This is a genomic window from Ruegeria sp. HKCCD3925, assembly GCF_057221175.1.
Window position 1 is genome coordinate 48,234 of record NZ_JBWVBI010000006.1, and the last position, 18,832, is coordinate 67,065.

Annotated in this window: 22 protein-coding genes; 7 read left to right on the forward strand and 15 right to left on the reverse strand. The window is 59.9% G+C overall.

Annotation, left to right across the window (positions count from 1 at the left end):
• The first annotated feature begins 5 nt into the window (after positions 1-5).
• Positions 6-1,169, forward strand: a complete 1,164-nt coding sequence (locus AC2TEM_RS15310; RefSeq protein ID WP_170425173.1) for a lytic murein transglycosylase — start codon at positions 6-8, stop codon at positions 1,167-1,169.
• A 10-nt stretch (positions 1,170-1,179) separates the two neighbouring features.
• Here AC2TEM_RS15310 and AC2TEM_RS15315 read toward each other — a convergent pair whose 3' ends face one another.
• From AC2TEM_RS15315 to AC2TEM_RS15335, 5 genes are all read right to left on the reverse strand, one after another.
• Positions 1,180-1,977, reverse strand: a complete 798-nt coding sequence (locus AC2TEM_RS15315; protein ID WP_170425170.1) for a class II glutamine amidotransferase — start codon at positions 1,975-1,977, stop codon at positions 1,180-1,182.
• Positions 1,978-2,102: 125 nt separating this feature from the next.
• On the reverse strand, positions 2,103-2,456 hold the full coding sequence (locus AC2TEM_RS15320; RefSeq protein WP_170392640.1) for a hypothetical protein: 354 nt from the start codon (positions 2,454-2,456) through the stop codon (positions 2,103-2,105).
• A 54-nt stretch (positions 2,457-2,510) separates the two neighbouring features.
• On the reverse strand, positions 2,511-5,966 hold the full coding sequence (locus AC2TEM_RS15325; RefSeq protein ID WP_170609169.1) for an AAA family ATPase: 3,456 nt from the start codon (positions 5,964-5,966) through the stop codon (positions 2,511-2,513).
• A 141-nt stretch (positions 5,967-6,107) separates the two neighbouring features.
• Complete coding sequence (locus AC2TEM_RS15330) at positions 6,108-6,503, reverse strand: hypothetical protein (protein WP_480856288.1); 396 nt, start codon at positions 6,501-6,503, stop codon at positions 6,108-6,110.
• Between the two features lie 45 nt (positions 6,504-6,548).
• A complete protein-coding gene (locus tag AC2TEM_RS15335; RefSeq protein WP_480856290.1) occupies positions 6,549-7,742 on the reverse strand; it encodes an aminotransferase-like domain-containing protein in 1,194 nt (397 codons plus the stop codon).
• A 151-nt stretch (positions 7,743-7,893) separates the two neighbouring features.
• Between AC2TEM_RS15335 and AC2TEM_RS15340 the strand changes: the two genes are divergently transcribed.
• A complete protein-coding gene (locus tag AC2TEM_RS15340) occupies positions 7,894-8,664 on the forward strand; it encodes a FadR/GntR family transcriptional regulator (RefSeq protein WP_480856291.1) in 771 nt (256 codons plus the stop codon).
• A gap of 81 nt (positions 8,665-8,745) precedes the next feature.
• Here AC2TEM_RS15340 and AC2TEM_RS15345 read toward each other — a convergent pair whose 3' ends face one another.
• The 5 genes from AC2TEM_RS15345 to AC2TEM_RS15365 all read right to left on the reverse strand — a co-directional run bounded on the left by AC2TEM_RS15345 (position 8,746) and on the right by AC2TEM_RS15365 (position 11,316).
• Positions 8,746-9,306: a F0F1 ATP synthase subunit B gene (locus AC2TEM_RS15345; RefSeq protein WP_170392645.1), complete on the reverse strand. Its 561-nt coding sequence runs from the start codon at positions 9,304-9,306 to the stop codon at positions 8,746-8,748.
• 5 nt (positions 9,307-9,311) lie between these two features.
• Positions 9,312-9,863 carry a F0F1 ATP synthase subunit B' gene (locus AC2TEM_RS15350; RefSeq protein ID WP_170402362.1) on the reverse strand — a complete coding sequence of 184 codons (552 nt, stop codon included), beginning with the start codon at positions 9,861-9,863 and terminating at the stop codon, positions 9,312-9,314.
• 86 nt (positions 9,864-9,949) lie between these two features.
• A complete protein-coding gene (locus AC2TEM_RS15355; protein ID WP_005981269.1) occupies positions 9,950-10,174 on the reverse strand; it encodes a F0F1 ATP synthase subunit C in 225 nt (74 codons plus the stop codon).
• A gap of 48 nt (positions 10,175-10,222) precedes the next feature.
• A complete protein-coding gene (locus AC2TEM_RS15360) occupies positions 10,223-10,981 on the reverse strand; it encodes a F0F1 ATP synthase subunit A (RefSeq protein ID WP_170392647.1) in 759 nt (252 codons plus the stop codon).
• A gap of 2 nt (positions 10,982-10,983) precedes the next feature.
• On the reverse strand, positions 10,984-11,316 hold the full coding sequence (locus tag AC2TEM_RS15365) for an AtpZ/AtpI family protein (RefSeq protein WP_170425155.1): 333 nt from the start codon (positions 11,314-11,316) through the stop codon (positions 10,984-10,986).
• A 231-nt stretch (positions 11,317-11,547) separates the two neighbouring features.
• Here AC2TEM_RS15365 and AC2TEM_RS15370 point away from each other — a divergent pair, with 231 nt between their 5' ends.
• Positions 11,548-11,880, forward strand: coding sequence for an ArsR/SmtB family transcription factor (locus AC2TEM_RS15370; protein ID WP_170392649.1), 333 nt, complete (start codon positions 11,548-11,550; stop codon positions 11,878-11,880).
• Here the strand turns inward: AC2TEM_RS15370 and AC2TEM_RS15375 are convergent.
• The 4 genes from AC2TEM_RS15375 to AC2TEM_RS15390 form a co-directional block, all read right to left on the reverse strand.
• Complete coding sequence (locus tag AC2TEM_RS15375; protein ID WP_170425153.1) at positions 11,877-12,290, reverse strand: universal stress protein; 414 nt, start codon at positions 12,288-12,290, stop codon at positions 11,877-11,879. The two genes, AC2TEM_RS15370 and AC2TEM_RS15375, sit on opposite strands and share 4 nt — an antisense overlap.
• Positions 12,291-12,371: 81 nt before the next feature.
• Positions 12,372-12,650 carry a hypothetical protein gene (locus AC2TEM_RS15380; protein WP_170425150.1) on the reverse strand — a complete coding sequence of 93 codons (279 nt, stop codon included), beginning with the start codon at positions 12,648-12,650 and terminating at the stop codon, positions 12,372-12,374.
• Positions 12,651-12,707: 57 nt separating this feature from the next.
• Complete coding sequence (locus tag AC2TEM_RS15385) at positions 12,708-13,619, reverse strand: DMT family transporter (RefSeq protein ID WP_170392652.1); 912 nt, start codon at positions 13,617-13,619, stop codon at positions 12,708-12,710.
• Entirely contained in the window at positions 13,616-14,494 is an 879-nt protein-coding gene (locus AC2TEM_RS15390; RefSeq protein WP_170802237.1) for a LysR family transcriptional regulator, read from the reverse strand. The genes AC2TEM_RS15385 and AC2TEM_RS15390 overlap by 4 nt, the downstream gene beginning before the upstream one ends.
• Positions 14,495-14,614: 120 nt before the next feature.
• Here AC2TEM_RS15390 and AC2TEM_RS15395 point away from each other — a divergent pair, with 120 nt between their 5' ends.
• Together AC2TEM_RS15395 and AC2TEM_RS15400 are read left to right on the forward strand one after the other, a co-directional pair.
• A complete protein-coding gene (locus AC2TEM_RS15395; RefSeq protein ID WP_170392654.1) occupies positions 14,615-15,196 on the forward strand; it encodes an FMN-dependent NADH-azoreductase in 582 nt (193 codons plus the stop codon).
• 64 nt (positions 15,197-15,260) lie between these two features.
• A complete protein-coding gene (locus AC2TEM_RS15400; protein ID WP_170465150.1) occupies positions 15,261-16,001 on the forward strand; it encodes an aspartate/glutamate racemase family protein in 741 nt (246 codons plus the stop codon).
• Here the strand turns inward: AC2TEM_RS15400 and AC2TEM_RS15405 are convergent, their stop codons facing one another.
• Positions 16,002-16,532 carry a prolyl-tRNA synthetase associated domain-containing protein gene (locus AC2TEM_RS15405; RefSeq protein ID WP_480856292.1) on the reverse strand — a complete coding sequence of 177 codons (531 nt, stop codon included), beginning with the start codon at positions 16,530-16,532 and terminating at the stop codon, positions 16,002-16,004.
• Between the two features lie 89 nt (positions 16,533-16,621).
• Here AC2TEM_RS15405 and AC2TEM_RS15410 point away from each other — a divergent pair, with 89 nt between their 5' ends.
• Together AC2TEM_RS15410 and ffh are read left to right on the forward strand one after the other, a co-directional pair.
• Positions 16,622-17,140 carry a hypothetical protein gene (locus AC2TEM_RS15410; protein WP_170392657.1) on the forward strand — a complete coding sequence of 173 codons (519 nt, stop codon included), beginning with the start codon at positions 16,622-16,624 and terminating at the stop codon, positions 17,138-17,140.
• Positions 17,141-17,300: 160 nt separating this feature from the next.
• Entirely contained in the window at positions 17,301-18,809 is a 1,509-nt protein-coding gene (gene ffh / locus AC2TEM_RS15415; protein ID WP_170402391.1) for a signal recognition particle protein, read from the forward strand.
• The last annotated feature ends 23 nt before the right edge of the window (positions 18,810-18,832 follow it).

Here is an 18,832-nt window from a genome sequence, read left to right on the forward strand (position 1 = left end):
GCCTTATGCGTTTCCTTTCCGGCCTTATTGCCGCCGCCCTCTTCGCCTCGCCTGCACTCGCCCAATGCGGCGGCGGGTTCAATACCTTCGTCAAAGGGCTGAAAGCCGAAGCCATTCAGCAGGGTTACGACAAATCCACCGTCAACAGCTTTTTCAAGGGCGTGCAGCAGGACGGAGCCGTTCTGAAAGCCGACCGCGCGCAGGGCGTATTCCAGAAACCATTCATCGACTTCTCGCGGCGCCTGATTTCACAGAACCGGATCGACCGGGGCAAGGCCATGTCGGGCAAATACGACGCGGTGTTTGACCGGATTGAGCAGGAATACGGCATTTCGCGGGGTGTGCTACTGGCATTTTGGGCGTTCGAGACCGACTACGGGTCCTTTCAGGGCGATTTCAACACTCGCAACGCGCTGGTGACACTGGCCCACGACTGCCGCCGCCCCGAGTTGTTCCGCCCGCAGATTTTCGCCGCGATCGAGCTGTACAGCCAGGGCAATTTTGACCCCGCCCGCACCACCGGGGCTTGGGCCGGTGAAATCGGCATGGTCCAGATGCTGCCCCGCGACATTCTGGAAAACGGCGTGGATGGGGACGGAGACGGCAAGGTTTCGCTAAAAACCTCGGCGCCGGATGCACTGATGTCCGGGGCCAAGATGCTGTCGCATCTGGGTTGGCAACCGGGTCAGCCATGGTTGCAAGAGGTCACCGTGCCCGCGCAGATGGACTGGTCACTATCAGGCCCCGGCAAGCCCCGCTCGGTGTCCGAATGGCAGGCGATGGGCGTGCAGGCGCGCAGTGGGTCGTTGGCAAATCTGCCTGCCTCGCTGATCCTGCCACAAGGGCATAAAGGCCCCGCCTTTCTGGCTTACCCGAATTTCGACGTATATTTCGAATGGAACCAGAGCTTCGTTTACGTCCTGACCGCCGCTTATTTCGGCACACGGCTGGAAGGCGCGCAGATTTACGATGCAGGTAATCCAGCGCCGGGGCTGACGGGCGCGCAAATGAAACAGTTGCAGAGCAAACTGCAGGCGCGCGGGCACGACGTAGGCAAGATCGACGGCATCCTTGGGGCCGGAACGCGTGCGGCTGTGCAGGCTGAACAACTGCGTATGGGTTTGCCAGCGGATGCGTGGCCAACGACACAGCTGCTGAAGCAGCTATAAGGGTCAGCGCCTAGGCAACCTTTGCAGGTTCACGTTTCACTGACGGATCAAACGCATGGATAGATACCAGCGAGCCTTCTGTGACGATGGCGGTATTGGGCTGTATTTCAACCCAGCCGTCACTGTCTGCATCAAGCGGCTCGGAAGATATCACTATCCCGTCTTCAGAGGCCCGGTAATGCAAACTGGGTGCATAACGATCAGACGCATAGCGCGCCGCAAATACACGGCTGCCATCTGACCAGCACGCAGCGAACCGCATATAAGGCGACGATCCGCATTGTCGGGACAGCGCTTCCACCCGCCCCACGGCCCGTGCCATTGCGTCGATCGGATTTGAATCCAGACCTTCGCCATGAGCAATCAAAAAGATCGCTTCACTTTCTGTCGCACCCATTCGGTGCCCGTATAAATGTGCCGGGATCATAGCATCGAGCTGCTGCCGGATTTGGTCATGCCCTCCAGCCTGGCCATTGTGCATGAAGCTCCATTTGCCAAATCCAAATGGGTGACAGTTGTTGCGCGAGGTCGCAGTGCCTGTCGACGCTCTTACATGGGCCAAAAACAGTCGTGATCGTGTGTGATGAGCCAGTTGTTTGAGATTTGCATCGGACCATGCGGGATGAGTGTCCTTGTAGAAACAAGGCGTTTCGCGATCAGAATACCAGGCCAGTCCAAACCCATCGGCATTGATTGGTGTCTTCCCGATCAACGCGTTGCGGCTTTGGATGACAAGCGATTGCTCTTGCTCCTGGATCAATTCATCCAGATATCGCTGCTCCCCAACCCAAGCCAAAAAACGGCACATTTGGCATCCCCATCAGTTTTTCGATCCAGGGCATTCTACAACTTGATTTGACGATGATTATCCCGTTTTCTTCCGTTTTTACTCAAAGGTTCTATCAAATTTACCAACTGATCGGGAAAAACAGATCAATTACTCGCTCTGACCGGATAGCGATCGCCTTTCTCGTCGATCAGGATCAACCGCTCACCACTGCGGACATATAGGTCGCATCGGCTGAACCCATTGCGATACGCGATGCAAACACTGCCGTCCCCGGCGATGGAATAGGTGCCAAAGGCGGATTCTCCGCTGGCATAGGTATAAGAATAGGCCCCTCCAGCCGAGTATTTGGACTGGCCGTCGTCGTAGAAAGTGAGAGTACGACCGGCCAAAGCCTCCAATTCTTCTGGCGTCAAGGGGACGTCACCGGGTTTCGTGGGCCATTCGGCAGCCCAGAGGGGGTTGGCCGCGAGCAATGCGAGGGTGAAATATCGGATCATGATGCTAGCCTACCCTCATACACGGGCGATGGCTCATAACGTTGCAGTGATCGATCAAGCGACCATCTGCTCGGCCTTTTTCAGATCGACCGAAACCAGTTGGCTGACACCCTGTTCCTGCATCGTCACACCGAACAGCCGATCCATCCGCGCCATGGTCACCGCGTGGTGGGTGATGATCAGGAAACGCGTATCGGTCTGGCGGCACATCTCGTCCAGCAAGTCGCAGAAGCGGGTGACGTTGGCATCGTCCAGCGGGGCGTCGACCTCGTCCAGCACACAGATTGGGGCCGGGTTGGCGAGGAAGACGCCAAAGATCAGAGCGGTGGCGGTCAGGGTCTGTTCGCCGCCCGAAAGCAGGCTGAGAGTCGAGAGCTTTTTGCCCGGCGGCTGGCACATGATCTCAAGGCCCGCATCCAGCGGATCGTCGCTTTCGACCATGACCAGATTGGCCTCACCGCCACCAAACAGGTGCTTGAACAGCATGGCGAAGTTGGAATTCACCTGTTCGAACGCGGTCAGCAGGCGTTCGCGACCCTCGCGGTTGAGGCTGGCGATGCCGCTGCGCAGGGCCTTGATCGCCTCTTCCAGATCGGCCTTTTCGCCGTTCAGCGTGTCGAATTCTTCCTGGACTTCTTTGCTGTCCTCTTCAGCCCGTAGGTTCACTGCGCCCATGGCGTCGCGCTGACGCTTGTGGCGGTTCACTTCGGCTTCAAGTGCGTCGGCGGCGGGCATCTGATCAGGGTTCACGTCCAGTTGGTTCAGCAGCTGGTTAGGCGTCAGTTGCTGATCCTCGGCAATGCGTTCTGCTGCGGCGACTACGCTTTCCTTGGCGGCGTCGCAACGCGCCTCAGCCGCCGCGCGGCTTTCGCGCGCCTCCGAGGCCAGACGTTCGGCTTCGCGCTCGGCAAGAACCACCTCGCGCTGCTGGGTCTCGGCCTCGGCCAACTTGTCGGCGGCTTCGGCGCGCCGAGCCTCAGCGGTTTCGATCAGCTCGTTCAGTTCTTCCCGTGCCTCGGCGATTTCGCTGGGGACCGCCATCGCCTCGGTCAGTTCTTCTTCCGAGCTTTCCTTGCGTTCGGCCAGTTCCGATATCCGCTTTTCCGCCGTTTCCAGACGATGCCGCCAACCGCTGAGGTCCTTAGTCACCTCCTGCGTGCGCCGGGTGCGCGCCTCGCCCTCGCGGCGCAATTCATCATGCGTCGAGCGGTGGGTCAGCATGGTGATCCGCGCCGCCTCGACAGTCTGCTTGATGTCCTCGACCTGCGCGCGGGCGCTGTCGAGATCGCCCAGGCCAGTCAACGCGCCTTCAGCCTCACGCAGTTGTGCGCGGGCGGACATGGCGTCTTCCTTATGACGGTCGACCGCGAGTGTCAGTGTTTCCAGCTTGCCCTGCGCCAGATTTCGATCCGCCTCAGCCCGGCTGAGCATCCGCGCGGTTTCCGCCATGCGCTGATCCGCGGCACGGCGGGCCTCGCGGGCGCGGCGGTCGGCTTCGGTGACGTCGGCCAGTTGCTGCGACAGCGCTTCATGCGCGGCGCGAGCACCTTCGGCCTGCGCCTCGGTGCGGGTCAGTTCCTGTTTCAGCGCCTCAAGCTTGTTGAGCTGTTCCAAACGCAGGGCGGCAGCGCTTGGTGCATCCTCGGCCCAGGCGCGGAATCCGTCCCAGCGCCACAAATCTCCCGAGCGTGAGACCAAGCGTTGACCCGGTTTCAACGACGCCTGCAGGCGCGCGCCCTGATCCGCATCGACCAGACCGATCTGCGCAATACGGCGACTTAGGCGGTCGGGGCCGGACACATGCAACGCCAGCGGCTCGGCCCCGTCGGGCAAGGGCTGGTCGCTGTCATAGCCCGCTACCTGCACCCAACCTGAAGGTCCGTCGCCCTCGACCAACGGTGCACGCAGGTCATCCGCCAGCGCAGCCCCCAATGCCTTTTCAAAGCCCGTTGCCACCCGCAGCATGTCGAGCACTTGCCCACCCTCAGCCGTGTCGCGTTCGACCAGCTTGGCCAGCGCGGTGGTCTCGGCCCTTATCGCGCCCAGTTCACCCTCGGCCTCGGAGCGTTTGGCGCGCGCCTCGGCCTCACGCGCCTGTGTATCGTTGCGCAGCTCGTCGGCGGCGGCCAGTGCTTCTTCCGCTGCCTCAGCAGCTTCGCGGGCTTCTTCCTCACCCTCTTGCGCGGTCTCGAACGCCTCGCTGGCACGGGAAAGGGCATTGCGCGCCTCGTCCACGGCGGCGCGGGCCTTTTCTTCCTCGCCCTCGGAACGAACCAGTGTCTTGCGGCTGTCTTCAACCAGTCGTTGCGCCGATTGGTGGCGAGCCACCAGACGGGCCATGTCTTCGGTTTCCTGCGACAGGTGATCTTCGCGATCCTGCAACACCGACGCGGCCTCGCGCGCAACTTCAGCAGCTTCAGCGACCTTTTCGTCATAGCCATCGGCGGCTTTTGCAAGCTCGCGGGCCTCCCATTCGAGCCGTTCGATCATCTCACCCGCGTCCCGGTTCAGACCGGATTCGCGTTCGATGTCGTTGCCCAATTGCTGGATACGGTTGGTCAGAGTCTCGATCGTCTGGCGTGCGCGGGTTTCCTGATCCGACAGCTGATCGCGCTGCACCTGCTGGCGCTGCAGGACGGCTGCGGCGATGGCCTCTTCCTCACGCAAGGGCGGCAGGGTTTCCTCGATCTCAGCGCGTTTGGCGGCGGATTCACGGGCGGATGCCTCGGCGCGAGAGGCTTCGGTGATCCGGTCGCGTAGCTTTTCCTCGGCCGCCTGATGGGCCATGTCGGCCTCTTTCCAACGGCGATAGAGCAGCATCCCTTCGGCCTGACGCAACAGCTCGCCGATCTCGCGATACCGCGCCGCCTGCCGGGCCTGACGGGCGAGTTGTGCCAACTGCCCGCCCAATTGTTCCAGCACGTCATCCACGCGGGTCAGGTTGGCCTCGGTGCCTTTCAGTTTCAGTTCTGCCTCGTGGCGGCGTTGATAAAGCCCGGAGATGCCGGCGGCCTCTTCCAGAATGCGACGTCGTGCGCGGGGTTTGGCGTTGATCAGTTCGGCAATGCGGTTTTGCCCCACCAGCGCAGGCGAATGCGCACCGGTCGAGGCGTCCGCGAACAGCATTTGAACGTCGCGGGCGCGCACGTCCTTGCCGTTGGTCTTGTAGGCACTGCCCACATCGCGGGTGATGCGGCGGACAATTTCCAACTGGTCGCTGTCGTTGAAGCCGGATGGCGCCAAACGTTCCGAGTTGTCCATCGTCAGGACCACCTCGGCAAAGTTGCGCGCAGGCCGAGTGGCAGCGCCCGCAAAGATCACATCTTCCATCGCGCCACCGCGCATGGATTTGGGACGGTTTTCACCCATCACCCAGCGCAACGCTTCCAGCAGATTGGACTTGCCGCAGCCATTCGGACCAACCACTCCGGTCAGCCCGTCCGCGATGATCAGATCGGTCGGGTCCACGAAGCTTTTGAAGCCGGTCAGTTTGAGTTTGCTAAAGCGCAATGGCTGCTCTTGGTATGATTCCTATGGGTAAGAAGTCTGCGCAACGGATGGGGGAGGTGTCAACGTGATTGCGCAGGATATGGGAGATTGGACCAAGTTATCCACAACATCTTGGCAAAACTGCGCGGAGTCCCGCGTATCTCAGTAAGGCGAGCATTCAAAGACCTGATATCCGTAGTCTTCGTAATATCCGTAATCAACGCATTCATAGGGACGGCGAAGGAGTGCGCCGAAAATCAGTTTTTCCCCCAGTTCCTGGTCGCAGCCCAGCACGCCCACAGTGACGGCCGCATCGCCAAGAACGTCCAGAAGCGGACAGCCCGAGACCTGCGCCATGGCCAGCGCAGCCCGATCGCGGATCGGACCCAGACGCGGCGCGTATTGCGGGTTCACGCGGACGGCCTCGGCCAGTTCATTGCGGACGCGGACGTCGAAGATACTGCCATTCACCGCGACGCGCGTTGCGGGCAAGTCGCGAAAATAGGGTGTACCACCCGAGCAGGCGGCGAGGCACAGGAAAGTGAGCACGCGGATCATGCTGCTTTATTAGCGACAATATGGTTAATGAAACCTTTCCCCGGTTCAGGCGCGCAACACTTCTCCTAACCGGCGTATACCCTCGCGGATCGTGTTCTCATCCGAGTTGGAAAAACTCAGTCGAATGGTATTGGACCCGGTGTCGTCGGGATAGAAAGCCTGACCAGGGACAAAGGCCAGCTTGACCGTTTCCAGCGCCCTCGCCAGCAGGTCAGCGCCGTTCATTCCCTTGGGCAGAGTGACCCAAATGAACATGCCGCCCTCGGGTCGGGTCCAGTCGACGCCATTGGGCATGTGCTCTTTGAGCGCCTCAAGCATCGCATCGCGGCGCGCGGCATAGGTCTGGCGTATCATGGGGACATGAGTGTCGAAGCGATCCCGTGCCACCTGATACACCGCCATCTGGTTGATCGTAGAAGAATGCAGATCAGCCGCCTGTTTCAGCAGCACCAGTTGCGAGATCACCGGTTTTGCTGCAACCACCCAACCCAGCCGCAACCCCGGTGAAAGAGTTTTCGAGAAGCTGCCGCAATAGATCGTCCGGCAGTTCTCGATCGATCCCTTGCGCGCCTGTTCTAACGCGAGGATCGGAGGGATCGGATCGCCGTCATAGCGCAGCGCCTGATAGGCTCCGTCCTCGATCACTGCGTAATCCAATTCATCTGCCAGATCGAGCAGCGCCTCCCTGCCCCGCAGATCGACCGTCTCACCAGTCGGATTTGCAAAATCGGCGGAGAGATAAGCGAATTTGATCGGGCTGTTGCCGGCGGCGGCCTGGTATTCGGCAGCCCCACGATTGCCATTGATGCTAAGCTGGTCAAAGCGCGGCTCATAAGCGTCAAACGCATTGAGCGCGCCCAGATATGTGGGCCACCCAACCAACGCTGTATCACCCGGTGACAAGAACAACTTACCCAAGTAATCCAGCGCTTGCTGCGAGCCTGAGGTGATCAGGATGTTGTCGATGCCGCACGTAACGCCGATCCCACGCATATGGTCGGCCAACCATTCACGCAGCGGGGCATAGCCCTCGCTGACCGAATATTGCAGCGCCTGCGCCTGTTGATCTGGGCTAAGCGCATTTTGAAACGCTTCGGCGAAAGCCTCTGCTGGAAACAAAGCGGGGTCGGGAATACCGCCTGCGAAGGAAATGATACCGGGCTCGCCCAGCAGTTTCAGCAATTCGCGGATTTCGGAAGCCTTCATCCGAGCGGTTCGGGTGGCGTAGAGCTGATCCATCGTAGGGGGCCTCCTCCGCCCTTGGGTCGCAGATTAGGCAATGCGCCTCTTATGTCAATAATTCTGACCTAATGTTTCAACCTCTGTGAGCGACTTGAACGCCCCTTACAAACGTGGTCAAGTGATTTGACCAATTCCAAGTGGTAGCCAGATGCCTTTTCAAAAAGTTCAAACCGAAAAACTGTCACTGGCTGTTGTGCGCCAGATCGAACTGCTGATCCTGCGCGGCATTCTGTGCCCCGGAGAACGCCTGCCCTCGGAACGGGAGCTGGCCGAGCGGATGGGCGTGTCGCGCCCGTCGCTGCGCGAGGCAATCTCGGACCTCCAGGAGCAGGGGTTGCTGACTGCCAAGGCCGGATCGGGCATCTATGTGGCCGAGGTGCTGGGCTCCGCCTTCGCGCCGGCTTTGATCCGGTTGTTCGGCAATCACGACGAGGCAGTGTTCGACTATCTCTCATTCCGGCGTGACATGGAGGGTCTAGCGGCTGAGCGTGCCGCCCGCATGGGCTCGGGCAGCGATCTGAAGGTGGTGCAGACCATACTGGACAAGATGGAAGACGCCCACGCCCGCAATGCAGCCGAAGAAGAGGCGCATCTGGACGCCCAGTTCCATATGGCGATCATCGAGGCCAGTCATAACGTGGTGATGCTGCATATGATGCGGTCGATGTTCGATCTGCTGCGGCAGGGCGTATTCTACAACCGACAGATCATGTTCCAGCAACGCACCACCCGCGACGCAATTCTGGACCAGCACCGAGCCATCAACACAGCGCTGCAGGACCGCGACCCGAAAGGGGCACGGAAGGCGGTCGAAGATCATCTGAACTTTGTCAAAAGCTGCATGGCCGATCAGCAGAAGGCCCTGCGCAATGAAGAGATCGCGCAACAGCGTTTGAAGCACGAGACTGGAGAGGTCTGATCCTTCAAACTGGAAGCCACGAAAAGAAAAAACCCGAGAGCCTGAAGCCCTCGGGTTTTTCAAATCATATGATCCAGGCGATCAGTGTAGCTTTTCACCCACATCCGCGATGGATGCATCGATCAGCTTGTTCGCCTGCGTTGCGGTCATCTGTTTGGCCAGCACGGCGTTGGCTGCCGAAACCGCTACGGTGATGGCCTGATCGCGGACTTCCTTGACAGCAGATGCCTCAGCCGATGCGATCTGATCCTGCGCTGCCGCGAGACGGCGCGCGATGGATTTTTCCAGATCCACCTTAGCCTGTTCAGCCGCCAGAACCGCGTCTTCCTTGGCCGCGGCAACGATAGCTTCGGCCTGACCCTGAACTTCGCGCTGCTTGCGCTCGTACGAGGCCAGCAGACTGCGTGCTTCTTCATGCAGGGCGCGGGCTTCGTCCAGCTCGGCTTGAATACCTTCGGCGCGATTGTCCAGCGCACCACCGATCATACCGGGGACCTTGAAGTAGAACAGGACCGCGATAAAGACGATGAAGCCCAGAGTGACGACAAAGTCAGTGTTGGCAAGCGAGAAGAACGGGCCGCTTGCGGCCAGCGCGGGGCTGGCGGCACCAACGGTCAGGATAAGGGCAAGAGTGTTCCGCATGTCACTTATCCTTTCGTCTGCGCATCTACTGCACTGTTGATGGCTTTGGCATCCGCCTCGCCGCCCAGTGCTGTGACCAGTTCAGCCGCCGTATCCTTGGCAACCACTTGAATGCTTTCCAGCGCACCTGCACGGATTTCGGCAATTGCCTTTTCCGATTCAGCCGCCTTTGCAGCGATTTCCGCATCCGCCTTGGCAATCGCGTCATCCAGACCGGCCTGGATTTCGGCGCGGGCTTCCGCTGCGATACGCTGAGCCTCAGAACGGGCATCGGCCAGCGCTTTGTTATAGGCCTCTTCGGCCTCGACCGCTTTGGCCTTCAGATCTTCGGCCGCAGCCAGGTCATTTGTAATGGTCCCCTGGCGTTCAGCCAGGATTGCCGCGATGCGGGGCAGAGCCACGCGGGACAGGACCAGAAAGATGACGACCAGCGTGATGACCAGCCAGAAAATCTGGTTGGGGAACCAATCGAAGCAGAGCTGCGGCATCCCGACGGCGTAGCCGCTGGAATCAACGCATGTGCCTACTACTTCTTCAGCAATGGGTTCAGTCGCCATGATGTCCTCCGTCGGAACGTTGTCTTTACAACAGATGGGCCGCTATGGCTTGGGCCCATCTGCGCGTAAGGATCAGGTTCCGCAGATTATACGGCGAACATCAGCAGCAGCGAGACCAGGAATGCGAAGATGCCCAGCGCTTCTGCGAACGCGATACCGATGAACAGGGTTGCGGTCTGCGAAGCAGCCGCCGAAGGGTTGCGCAGGGCGCCGGCCAGGAAGTTGCCTGCAACGTTGCCCACCCCGATTGCGGCTGCGCCGGAACCGATTGCTGCCAGGCCTGCGCCGATGTGTGCGAGATCGCCTTCCATGAGAATTCTCCTTACGATTTGGAAGTTTCGATGTTGGGGGTTCGGACCTTAGTGCGACGGATGCAGCGCATCTTTCAGATACACACAGGTCAGAATGGTGAAGACGTAGGCCTGAATGAAGGACACGAGGACCTCAAGGCCATACATTGCGGTGATCGCCAGAACCGACACGGGCGAGATCACGGCAATCGCGGCAAAGCCTGCGAACACCTTGATAACCGCGTGGCCTGCCATGACGTTACCGGCAAGACGAATGGAGTGGCTGACCGGGCGTACGAAGTACGAGATCAGCTCGATAATCGCCAGAACAGGGCGCAGCGCCAGCGGCGCGCTGGAGACCCAGAACAAGCCCAGGAACGCAGCGCCGTTCTTGACGAAACCCAAAACGGTCACGGTCAGGAACACGGCCAGCGCCAGCGGGATGGTCACGGCGAAATGCGATGTGGTGGTGAAGGACATGGGCAACATGCCCAGGAAGTTCGCGCAGACGATGAACATGAACAGGGTCATGACATAGGGGAAGTACTTTACGCCTTCCTTGCCGCAGATGTCTTCCAGCATCTTGTAGATGAAACCATAGGCCAGCTCGGCCACCGACTGCATCCGCGTCGGAACAATGGCGCGCTTGGACGTGCTGAGAACCAGCAGGGCAAAGATCGCCGCAATCGCCAGGAACAGCCACAGGGTCACGTTGGTGGGCGTGTACCAGGCAATCGCACCGTCGCCGAACAACGGCTTGACGATAAACTGGTCCATTGGATGGAAAGCCAGGCTGCTGCCTTTTTCTGCGGTGGTCTCGGTTGCCACGTTCAGTCCCTCTCGTCCTTCTCGGTCGCGCTTGCGGCCGCTTGTTTCTCTTGAACCTCTTTCGCGCTGCGGAGCATAACCTTCACGCCCGCGACAAGGCCCAGCAATGTGAACAGCACCAGAAAGATCGGGATCGTCCCGAGCAGGCTGTCCAGCCCGTATCCGATGCCAAATCCGATCCCCAGACCGGAAACCAATTCGATGACCATCCTCCAGGCAAGCTCGCCTCCGGATACGTCAGCATCCGCACGAGGTTTCGGCGCTTTGGCCTTTTTCGCCGCTTCGATCTTGGCCTCCAGCTGCGCCATACGCTGCTTTTGGTCATCTTCGGTCACGGGCGTTTCCCTCGCACAGTCTTGGGTAGGGTGCTAAGGGGCCGAAGGCGCAGAGTCAACGGCAATGAAGCCGCAGCATAAACGTCGCTAAGTATAAGATTTTCATAATAAAATCACAAACCACGTGAAACCTTCCGATGGCGTATAATTCGCTGACCGGGCGGATAAGCCTGAATCCGCATATTCAACCAAATGGTTGACCAAACTCACAGGCTATGGTTCAGCGGAACCATGTCCAACGACCTCGACACTGTCTTCGCAGCCCTCGCCGATCCCACCCGCCGTGCCATCTTAGCGATGCTGCTGGAAGATGACATGGCCGTCACCGACGTGGCCGAACCGTTCGAAATGTCGCTGGCCGCGATTTCAAAGCATCTGGTGATCCTGACCAAAGCAGGTCTGATTTCTCAGGAAAAACGCGGACGGGTGAAGTGGTGTAAACTAGAACCCGACGCGCTTCGAGCGGCCTCGGTTTGGATGCAGGGGTTCGGACAGTTCGAACCGGTCAATCTGGATGCGTTCGAGCGGTTTCTTGAAGTTGAACTGCCCCCGGATGAGGCCTAACGCACAACAAAAACCGACATGCTGGCGTGTTTGGCCAGATATCCCGCGTGGCTGGACAGGATATAGTCTGTGATCCGGGGTGCGTGGGTTCCCACAACAATCAGATCGGCCCCCATTTCCTCTGCTGCGTGGGTCAGGTCCTTGTCGATCTCGACCGCGACATCAACCGAGTGAATGTTGCGTGTGTCCACACGTGTGCCGCTTTGCATCGCAATTTCACTGGCGCAGGTCTGCAATTCTTGTTTGATCGCGTCTGTTGTCAGGTGGCTATCCCCAGGCTGCGGACCGGTGACGCTGACGATGGTCACTTTGGCGCCCTGCCATTTGGCCAATTGCGCGGCAACCTCGGTGGCTTTCTTGACCTCGGGCGGCAAGTGCAGGTCGACCGGGACCATGATGTGTTTGAACATATTGGCGTCCTCCTGATCCTGAGATATGTCGACCCGGGCGGTTCGCCAGTCTGACCCGTCGGGACGATCCAAACGGCAGGCTCAGCCCTCGCGGCTATACTCCACCCCGGTCACAACCCCCGTTGGGTCGGCACGACAGAGCCACGGAGCCTCGGCCCCCGCCACGAATACGCTGGTGACCGAGCCTGTCGGGCTGGACTGGGTCGACATCGCTTTGACACCATCAGGCCCTGTGCCGGTTTCGGCGCCCACCAGAGCTTCGCAGCTGGCTTGCAGGTCCGCCTCTGCAGCGTCTTTCGCGCCACCGGGGGCACAGGCGGACAGCGCCAGCAATGCGGGAATAAGTGACATTGTTTTCATGGCCCAGCTCCTTGGTGGTGACAGGCAGGCTGCCACATCAGGTAGATATCACAAGCTTCAATTCGAGCGCACCGGAGTGTTTGCAGGCGCGTCTTCTCCTTTCAGCAGCAACAACAGCGCAACAGCGGTGAGCCCGGCACCAACCAACACCAATGCAGTCGGCGCAGGACGTCCCAGGGCGATTTCCCACAGGATCACCCAGCTGGGCGTCAGGTAAGTGTAGGCCATGACCTTTGCCGCGGGCAAACGCAGGGCTGCAAACTGAACCAGTACAAAACTGGCGGCGGTCGCAAACAACGAGATATAAAGCAGCGTCACCCAGACAATCCCGGGAAGGTTGCCCCAATCTACTGCACGGATATCGGACCAGCCCCAGACCGTCAGGATCAAACACCCCGCAACCAACGTACCGAAGGTGAACACCACCGCAGGCTCGCCCCGGTTCAATCGCCGTATCATCGGCGTATAGACGGCGTGCGCGGCGCAACCCCAGAAATAGATGATCTCGCCGCCTCCGATCTCGAAGACCTGAAAGGCTTGCCAATCCGCTCTGAAGATCACCCACAGCGCACCGACCGCACCGACCGTCAGGGCCAGCGCCATGCGTGGGGTGGTGATCTGGCGCAGCAGCACCCACCCGGCCAGCGCCGACATGACCGGGGTCAGCGTAAAGACCGCCGCCGCGCTGACCGGGGGAGCGGTTTTCAATCCGTAGAACATCAGGACAAAGTAGGCTCCGAACAATCCGCCAAGCACCAGATAGCGCCATGGTGCCCGAGCCGCGCTGCGCGGAATGCCCGTTGTGGCAATCGCAGCGATGCCGATCACAACCGCCGCAATCGCAAAGCGCGCTGCCGTGATCGCCGACGGTGCGATCTCATTTGCCGCCATTGAGCCAAGCGAGAAACTGCCCGCCACCAAAGCCGAGAATGTCAGCATGGCCAGATGGCCGCGCGCCTGCGGTGTCACGGCAGCCAGCCCTTGGATTGATCTTTCAGGAAGGATAAGAAAGCCTGCACCTTAGTGGTCCGGTGCAGATCCACATGAGTCACCAGCCACAGCTTGCCAGACCACTCGGGCAACGGTGCCATCACCTCGACCAGATCGGGATCGCGCGCGGCCTCCCAACGGGCCATAAAGCCGATGCCTGCACCGGCCAGAACAGCCTCTCGCATACAGAAATTATTGGTGCAGCGGAAAGTGATCGCCTGCTCCGGCGCGTTGGCACGTAGCCAGCGGGAAAACGGCGCGCGGCTGTTTTCGTCATCATTGCCGACGAAGTGGTGATTGGCGAAATCTGCAACGTTTGCGGGTTTGCCGTGGCGCGCGAGATAGGCCTTGCTGGCGAATAGTCCGACCTCTTGTGGAATGAACGGCTGCACCACATTGTCCGGTTGATCCGGCGCAGCCCCGGCGCGGATCGCCACATGCGCCTCGCCATATTCCAACCGGAACAGGCGGTCGCCGGTCAGATAGCGCACGATCAATCCCGGGTGGGTCTGCTGGAACTCGGTCAGCGTCGGTACGATGAGCGGGGCCAGTGAGGCCAGTGAGGTGACCACGATCTCGCCCGAGACATCGTCTCCGCGCCCCTTCATGCGACCGACCAACTGGTTGAACTGATCTTCGGTTGCCTGCGCGACCCGCAACAGGTCCTCACCCGCTTCGGTTGGTGTGTACCCACGCGCGTGACGCTGGAATAGTTTGACGCCCAGCCGCGCCTCGATTGCATCGATATGGCGGATCACGGTGGCGTGGTGCACACCCAGCACATCCGCCGCGCCGCTGACCGTTCCCATGCGCGCCACCTGATAGGCGGTTCTCACTTCATCCCAATTGTCCATTGCATCTGATCCAATGTGCAAATTCTAACAATGCTTGTTGATATATCCGAGTTTTGTTCATGCACGCAACAGCCATATTGGGGCAACAGAAGCTAATTCCGCAACAAAGGACGCCCCGAAATGACCAAAACCATCCTGCATATCGACGCCTCGGCCCGCCGCACTGGATCTGCCACCCGCGATCTGTCCGACCGCGTGGTTCGCCACCTGAACGCCGGGCGTATCATCCGCCGCGATCTGGCCACTCCCCTGCCCCTGCTGACCGAAGACTGGATCGGCGCCAATTTCACCCCCGCCGACCAGCGTGACGCGGTACAGAAAGACCTGCTGGCCCTGTCGGACGAATTGGTGTCCGAGTTGCAAAAGGCCGACACGATCGTCATCGGCCTGCCGATCTACAACTTCTCAGTTCCCGCCGCGTTCAAGGCCTGGATTGATCTGGTCGCCCGTGCCGGTCTGACATTCTCCTATTCCGAAGAAGGACCGAAAGGTCTGCTGGAAGGCAAACGCGCCATCCTTGCTGTTGCATCGGGCGGTACGGCGGTGGGCTCCGAAATCGACTTTGCCACCACCTATGCGCGCCATGTTCTGGGCTTCATCGGCATCCATGATGTCGAGGTCATCGCCGCAGATCGCATGGCACTGGACCCCGAAACAACCCTGTCCAATGCGCAGAAAGCTGTCACCAAACTGGCAGCCTGATTGACCTGCCCCCCTTGAACCGTCCAGTCTGCGCCGAGGCAAATCGGCAGACTGGGCGTTTCACATGAAAAAGATTGGAATATTGGGCGGTGTTGGCTGGGCCTCAACTGTCGACTACTACCGGGCGATCGCTGAAGGCGCGGGTCGGTATTTTGCTGAACGCGGCCACGGATCGCCGCTGCCCATCCCACCCATGACCATCGAATCCGTCACCCAAGCCAAAACCCGCGCCTTGCGCGGCGTGGCCGGTGACGAAGACAGCTGGGCCGCTTTCGACGCGGTGTTCCGCGAAGCACTGCTGACTTTGGAACACGCAGGCTGCGATTTCGGCATCATCGCCTCCAATACGCCACACGCGCGGCTTCACACGATCCGCGAAGGCGTCTCCATGCCTATTCTCAGCATTTTTGACGCAACCGCCGACGCGACCGCCTCGACCGGCGCCACCAATGCTTTGGTCCTTGGAACCGCAGTCACCATGCAGGCCACAAACTATGCCGACCGGCTGGCCGCCGAGGGTATCACGGCAAACACACGCCTGCCCGAGCCTGAGATCGCCGAGATGCAGGCGATGATCGACAGTGATTTCTACGGCGGCGCATCCGACACCGCACATGCGCGCCTGCTGGCCTTCTGCAACAAACACGCCACACCCGGAACCGCGATCTTGCTGGCCTGTACCGAGTTGCCTCTGGCCTTCCCCGATCATCTGGACGATCCGGTGTTCGAGGCGGACGGTCACCTGTTCGTCAACCCCTCCGCCGCCCATGTCGCTGCCGCTTTGAACGAAGCGCTTGAGGGGTGATCACGGCAGCCAGTTTATCTCGCACCCGATCTTATCAAAGAACACCATCAGGTCTTCGCGCGACAAAACGACGGTTCGGTCGTTGACCAAAGGGTGCATGTTGATGACATCGGGCTGTTGCGCGGCGGCGTCCATGAAGAACTTAACGTTGTTCTCAACGCCGTTGATCATCGCCAGCGGACTGACCGCGCCAGGGCGGATGCCGAGGTTCTGGAACAGCCGATCCGCCGAGCCGAAGGACAGGTTGCCAACCCCCAACTCCGCGCCCAGCGCCTTGAGGTCGATCTCGCGGCTCTGTTCCAGCGTCACTAGATAATTCCGCTTTTTCTTGTCGCGCAGATACAGGTTCTTAAGCCGCAATGTGTTTTCACCCGGCACCATGAACTGGCCTTCCACCCCCTTTGCATCCTCAACCGTGCGCAGCGGGATATGTGTATGCAACCGATAGGGCAGCCCCCATTCATCCAACTGCGCCAAAAGCGCATCCGAGCTGAGCGGCAACGTATCCTGAAAGGCAGATGATGCGTCCATGGGAACCTCCTCGTATGGCGCGCTCATCGCCCAACCGACAGGTAAATTCAAGCCACGACAGGCGCGGCATTCGGTGCTAGCGTGCCGCCATGAAAGTCACGCGTAACACTCCGAGCCAACTGATCCTGTCCAATACGCCATGGTTCATCGGCATCACGCTGGTTTTCTTCATTCTGGCATTTGTCGGCGCGGGCGTCTTCTTGGCCAGTGAAGGTGGCGAGGGTATCTTGTTCGGCATTTTCTTCGCACTATTCGGCGGAGGCATGGGTTTTGGTGCATTTTGCGCCTTTGTCCGGCGCGTGCAGGTCATACTGGATCGCAATAATAACAGCATCCTGATCCGCAGACAGTCAGTCTTTGGATATGATGCCGTGGAACATGAGCTCTCGCACCTCTCGCACGCGGAAACCGAAAGCACGACCTCACGTAGCGACAATGGCACATCGACCCTCTATCGCCCTGTCCTAATACTGGATGAGGGCATGAGCGCCGGACGGCATCCCATTGTCGAGGCTTATTCCAGTGGGCGCGGCGCGCATCGGCTGGTGGATGCGGTCAACGATTGGCTTCCGGCACGCAAGGTTGACTCTGCCAGCCAATCGGCCTAAATCGCCGCCAACATCCGGAAGCGTTTGATCTTCCGGTCCCTTGAGTCGTTCAGGGATCGCCCCCCACCAGCGAGTTTCGCCCGTGGGGGCGTTTGTGCATTTAACCGACGCGTCCTATCTAGGGCACGCCACCAGATAACCGGCTAAGGAGGCCGAAGGCATGTTTGAAAATCTATCCGAACGCCTTTCCGGCGTCTTTGACCGGCTGACCAAACAGGGTGCCCTGTCTGAAGAAGACGTGAAAACCGCCCTGCGCGAAGTCCGCGTTGCCCTGCTTGAGGCCGACGTCTCGCTGCCGGTGGCGCGCGAGTTCGTCAAGAAAGTACAGGAACAAGCGACCGGTCAAGCTGTCACCAAATCGATCACGCCCGGCCAGCAGGTCGTTAAGATCGTGCACGACGCGTTGGTCGATACACTGCGCGGCGAAGAAGACCCCGGTGCGCTGAAGATCGACAACCCGCCTGCCCCGATCCTGATGGTCGGCCTGCAGGGTTCCGGTAAGACAACCACCACCGGTAAGCTGGCGAAACGCCTGAAAGAGAAAGAGGGCAAGAAGGTCCTGATGGCCTCGCTCGACGTCTATCGCCCAGCGGCGATGGATCAGCTTGCGGTTCTGGGCACGCAGGTTGGTGTAGATACGCTGCCGATCGTACCCGGTCAGACGCCGGTTGATATCGCCAAGCGCGCCAAGCAACAGGCAACGCTCGGCGGCTATGACGTCTATATGCTCGACACCGCGGGTCGTCTGCATATCGACGAAGTCCTGATGGACGAGGTCGAGCAGGTTCGTAACGTGGTCGACCCGCGCGAGACGCTGCTGGTGGTCGACGGCCTGACCGGTCAGGTCGCTGTTGAAGTGGCCGAAGAGTTTGATGCCAAGGTCGGCATCTCGGGCGTGGTCCTGACCCGGATGGACGGTGACGGACGTGGCGGTGCGGCGCTGTCGATGCGCGCAGTCACCGGCAAGCCGATCCGCTTTGTTGGTCTGGGCGAGAAGATGGACGCGCTTGAGACCTTCGAGCCGGACCGGATCGCCGGTCGTATTCTGGGCATGGGCGACATCGTTGCTCTGGTCGAAAAAGCCCAGGAAACGATGGAGATGGAACAGACCGAGCGCATGATGAAGCGCATGGTCAAAGGTCAGTTCAACATGAACGATCTGAAAATGCAGCTGGAGCAGATGATCCAGATGGGCGGCATGCAGGGCATGATGGGCATGATGCCGGGCATGAACAAGATGGCCAAGCAGATGGATCAGGCCGGTCTGGACGATAAAATCCTGCGCCAGCAAATCGCGCTGATCCAGTCGATGACCAAACGCGAACGCGCCAACCCGCAACTGCTGCAAGCCAGCCGCAAGAAACGCATCGCCGCCGGTTCGGGTATGGAGGTCAGCGATCTCAACAAGCTGCTCAAGATGCACCGGCAGATGTCCGACATGATGAAAAAGATGGGCAAAATGGGCAAAGGCAAGATGCTGAAACAGGCCATGAAAGGCATGTTCGGCAAAGGCGGCCCCTCGCCTGAGGAAATGGCTGCGGGCATGGACCCCAAGGCGCTGGAACAAGCCGCCAAAGCGATGGGCGGTAAGATGCCCGGCGGTCTGCCCGGACTGGGTGGCGGCATGGGCCTGCCCCCGGGGTTGAGCGGTTTTGGAAAGAAAAAGTGACGTCAGCACGCTGCACCCAGCCC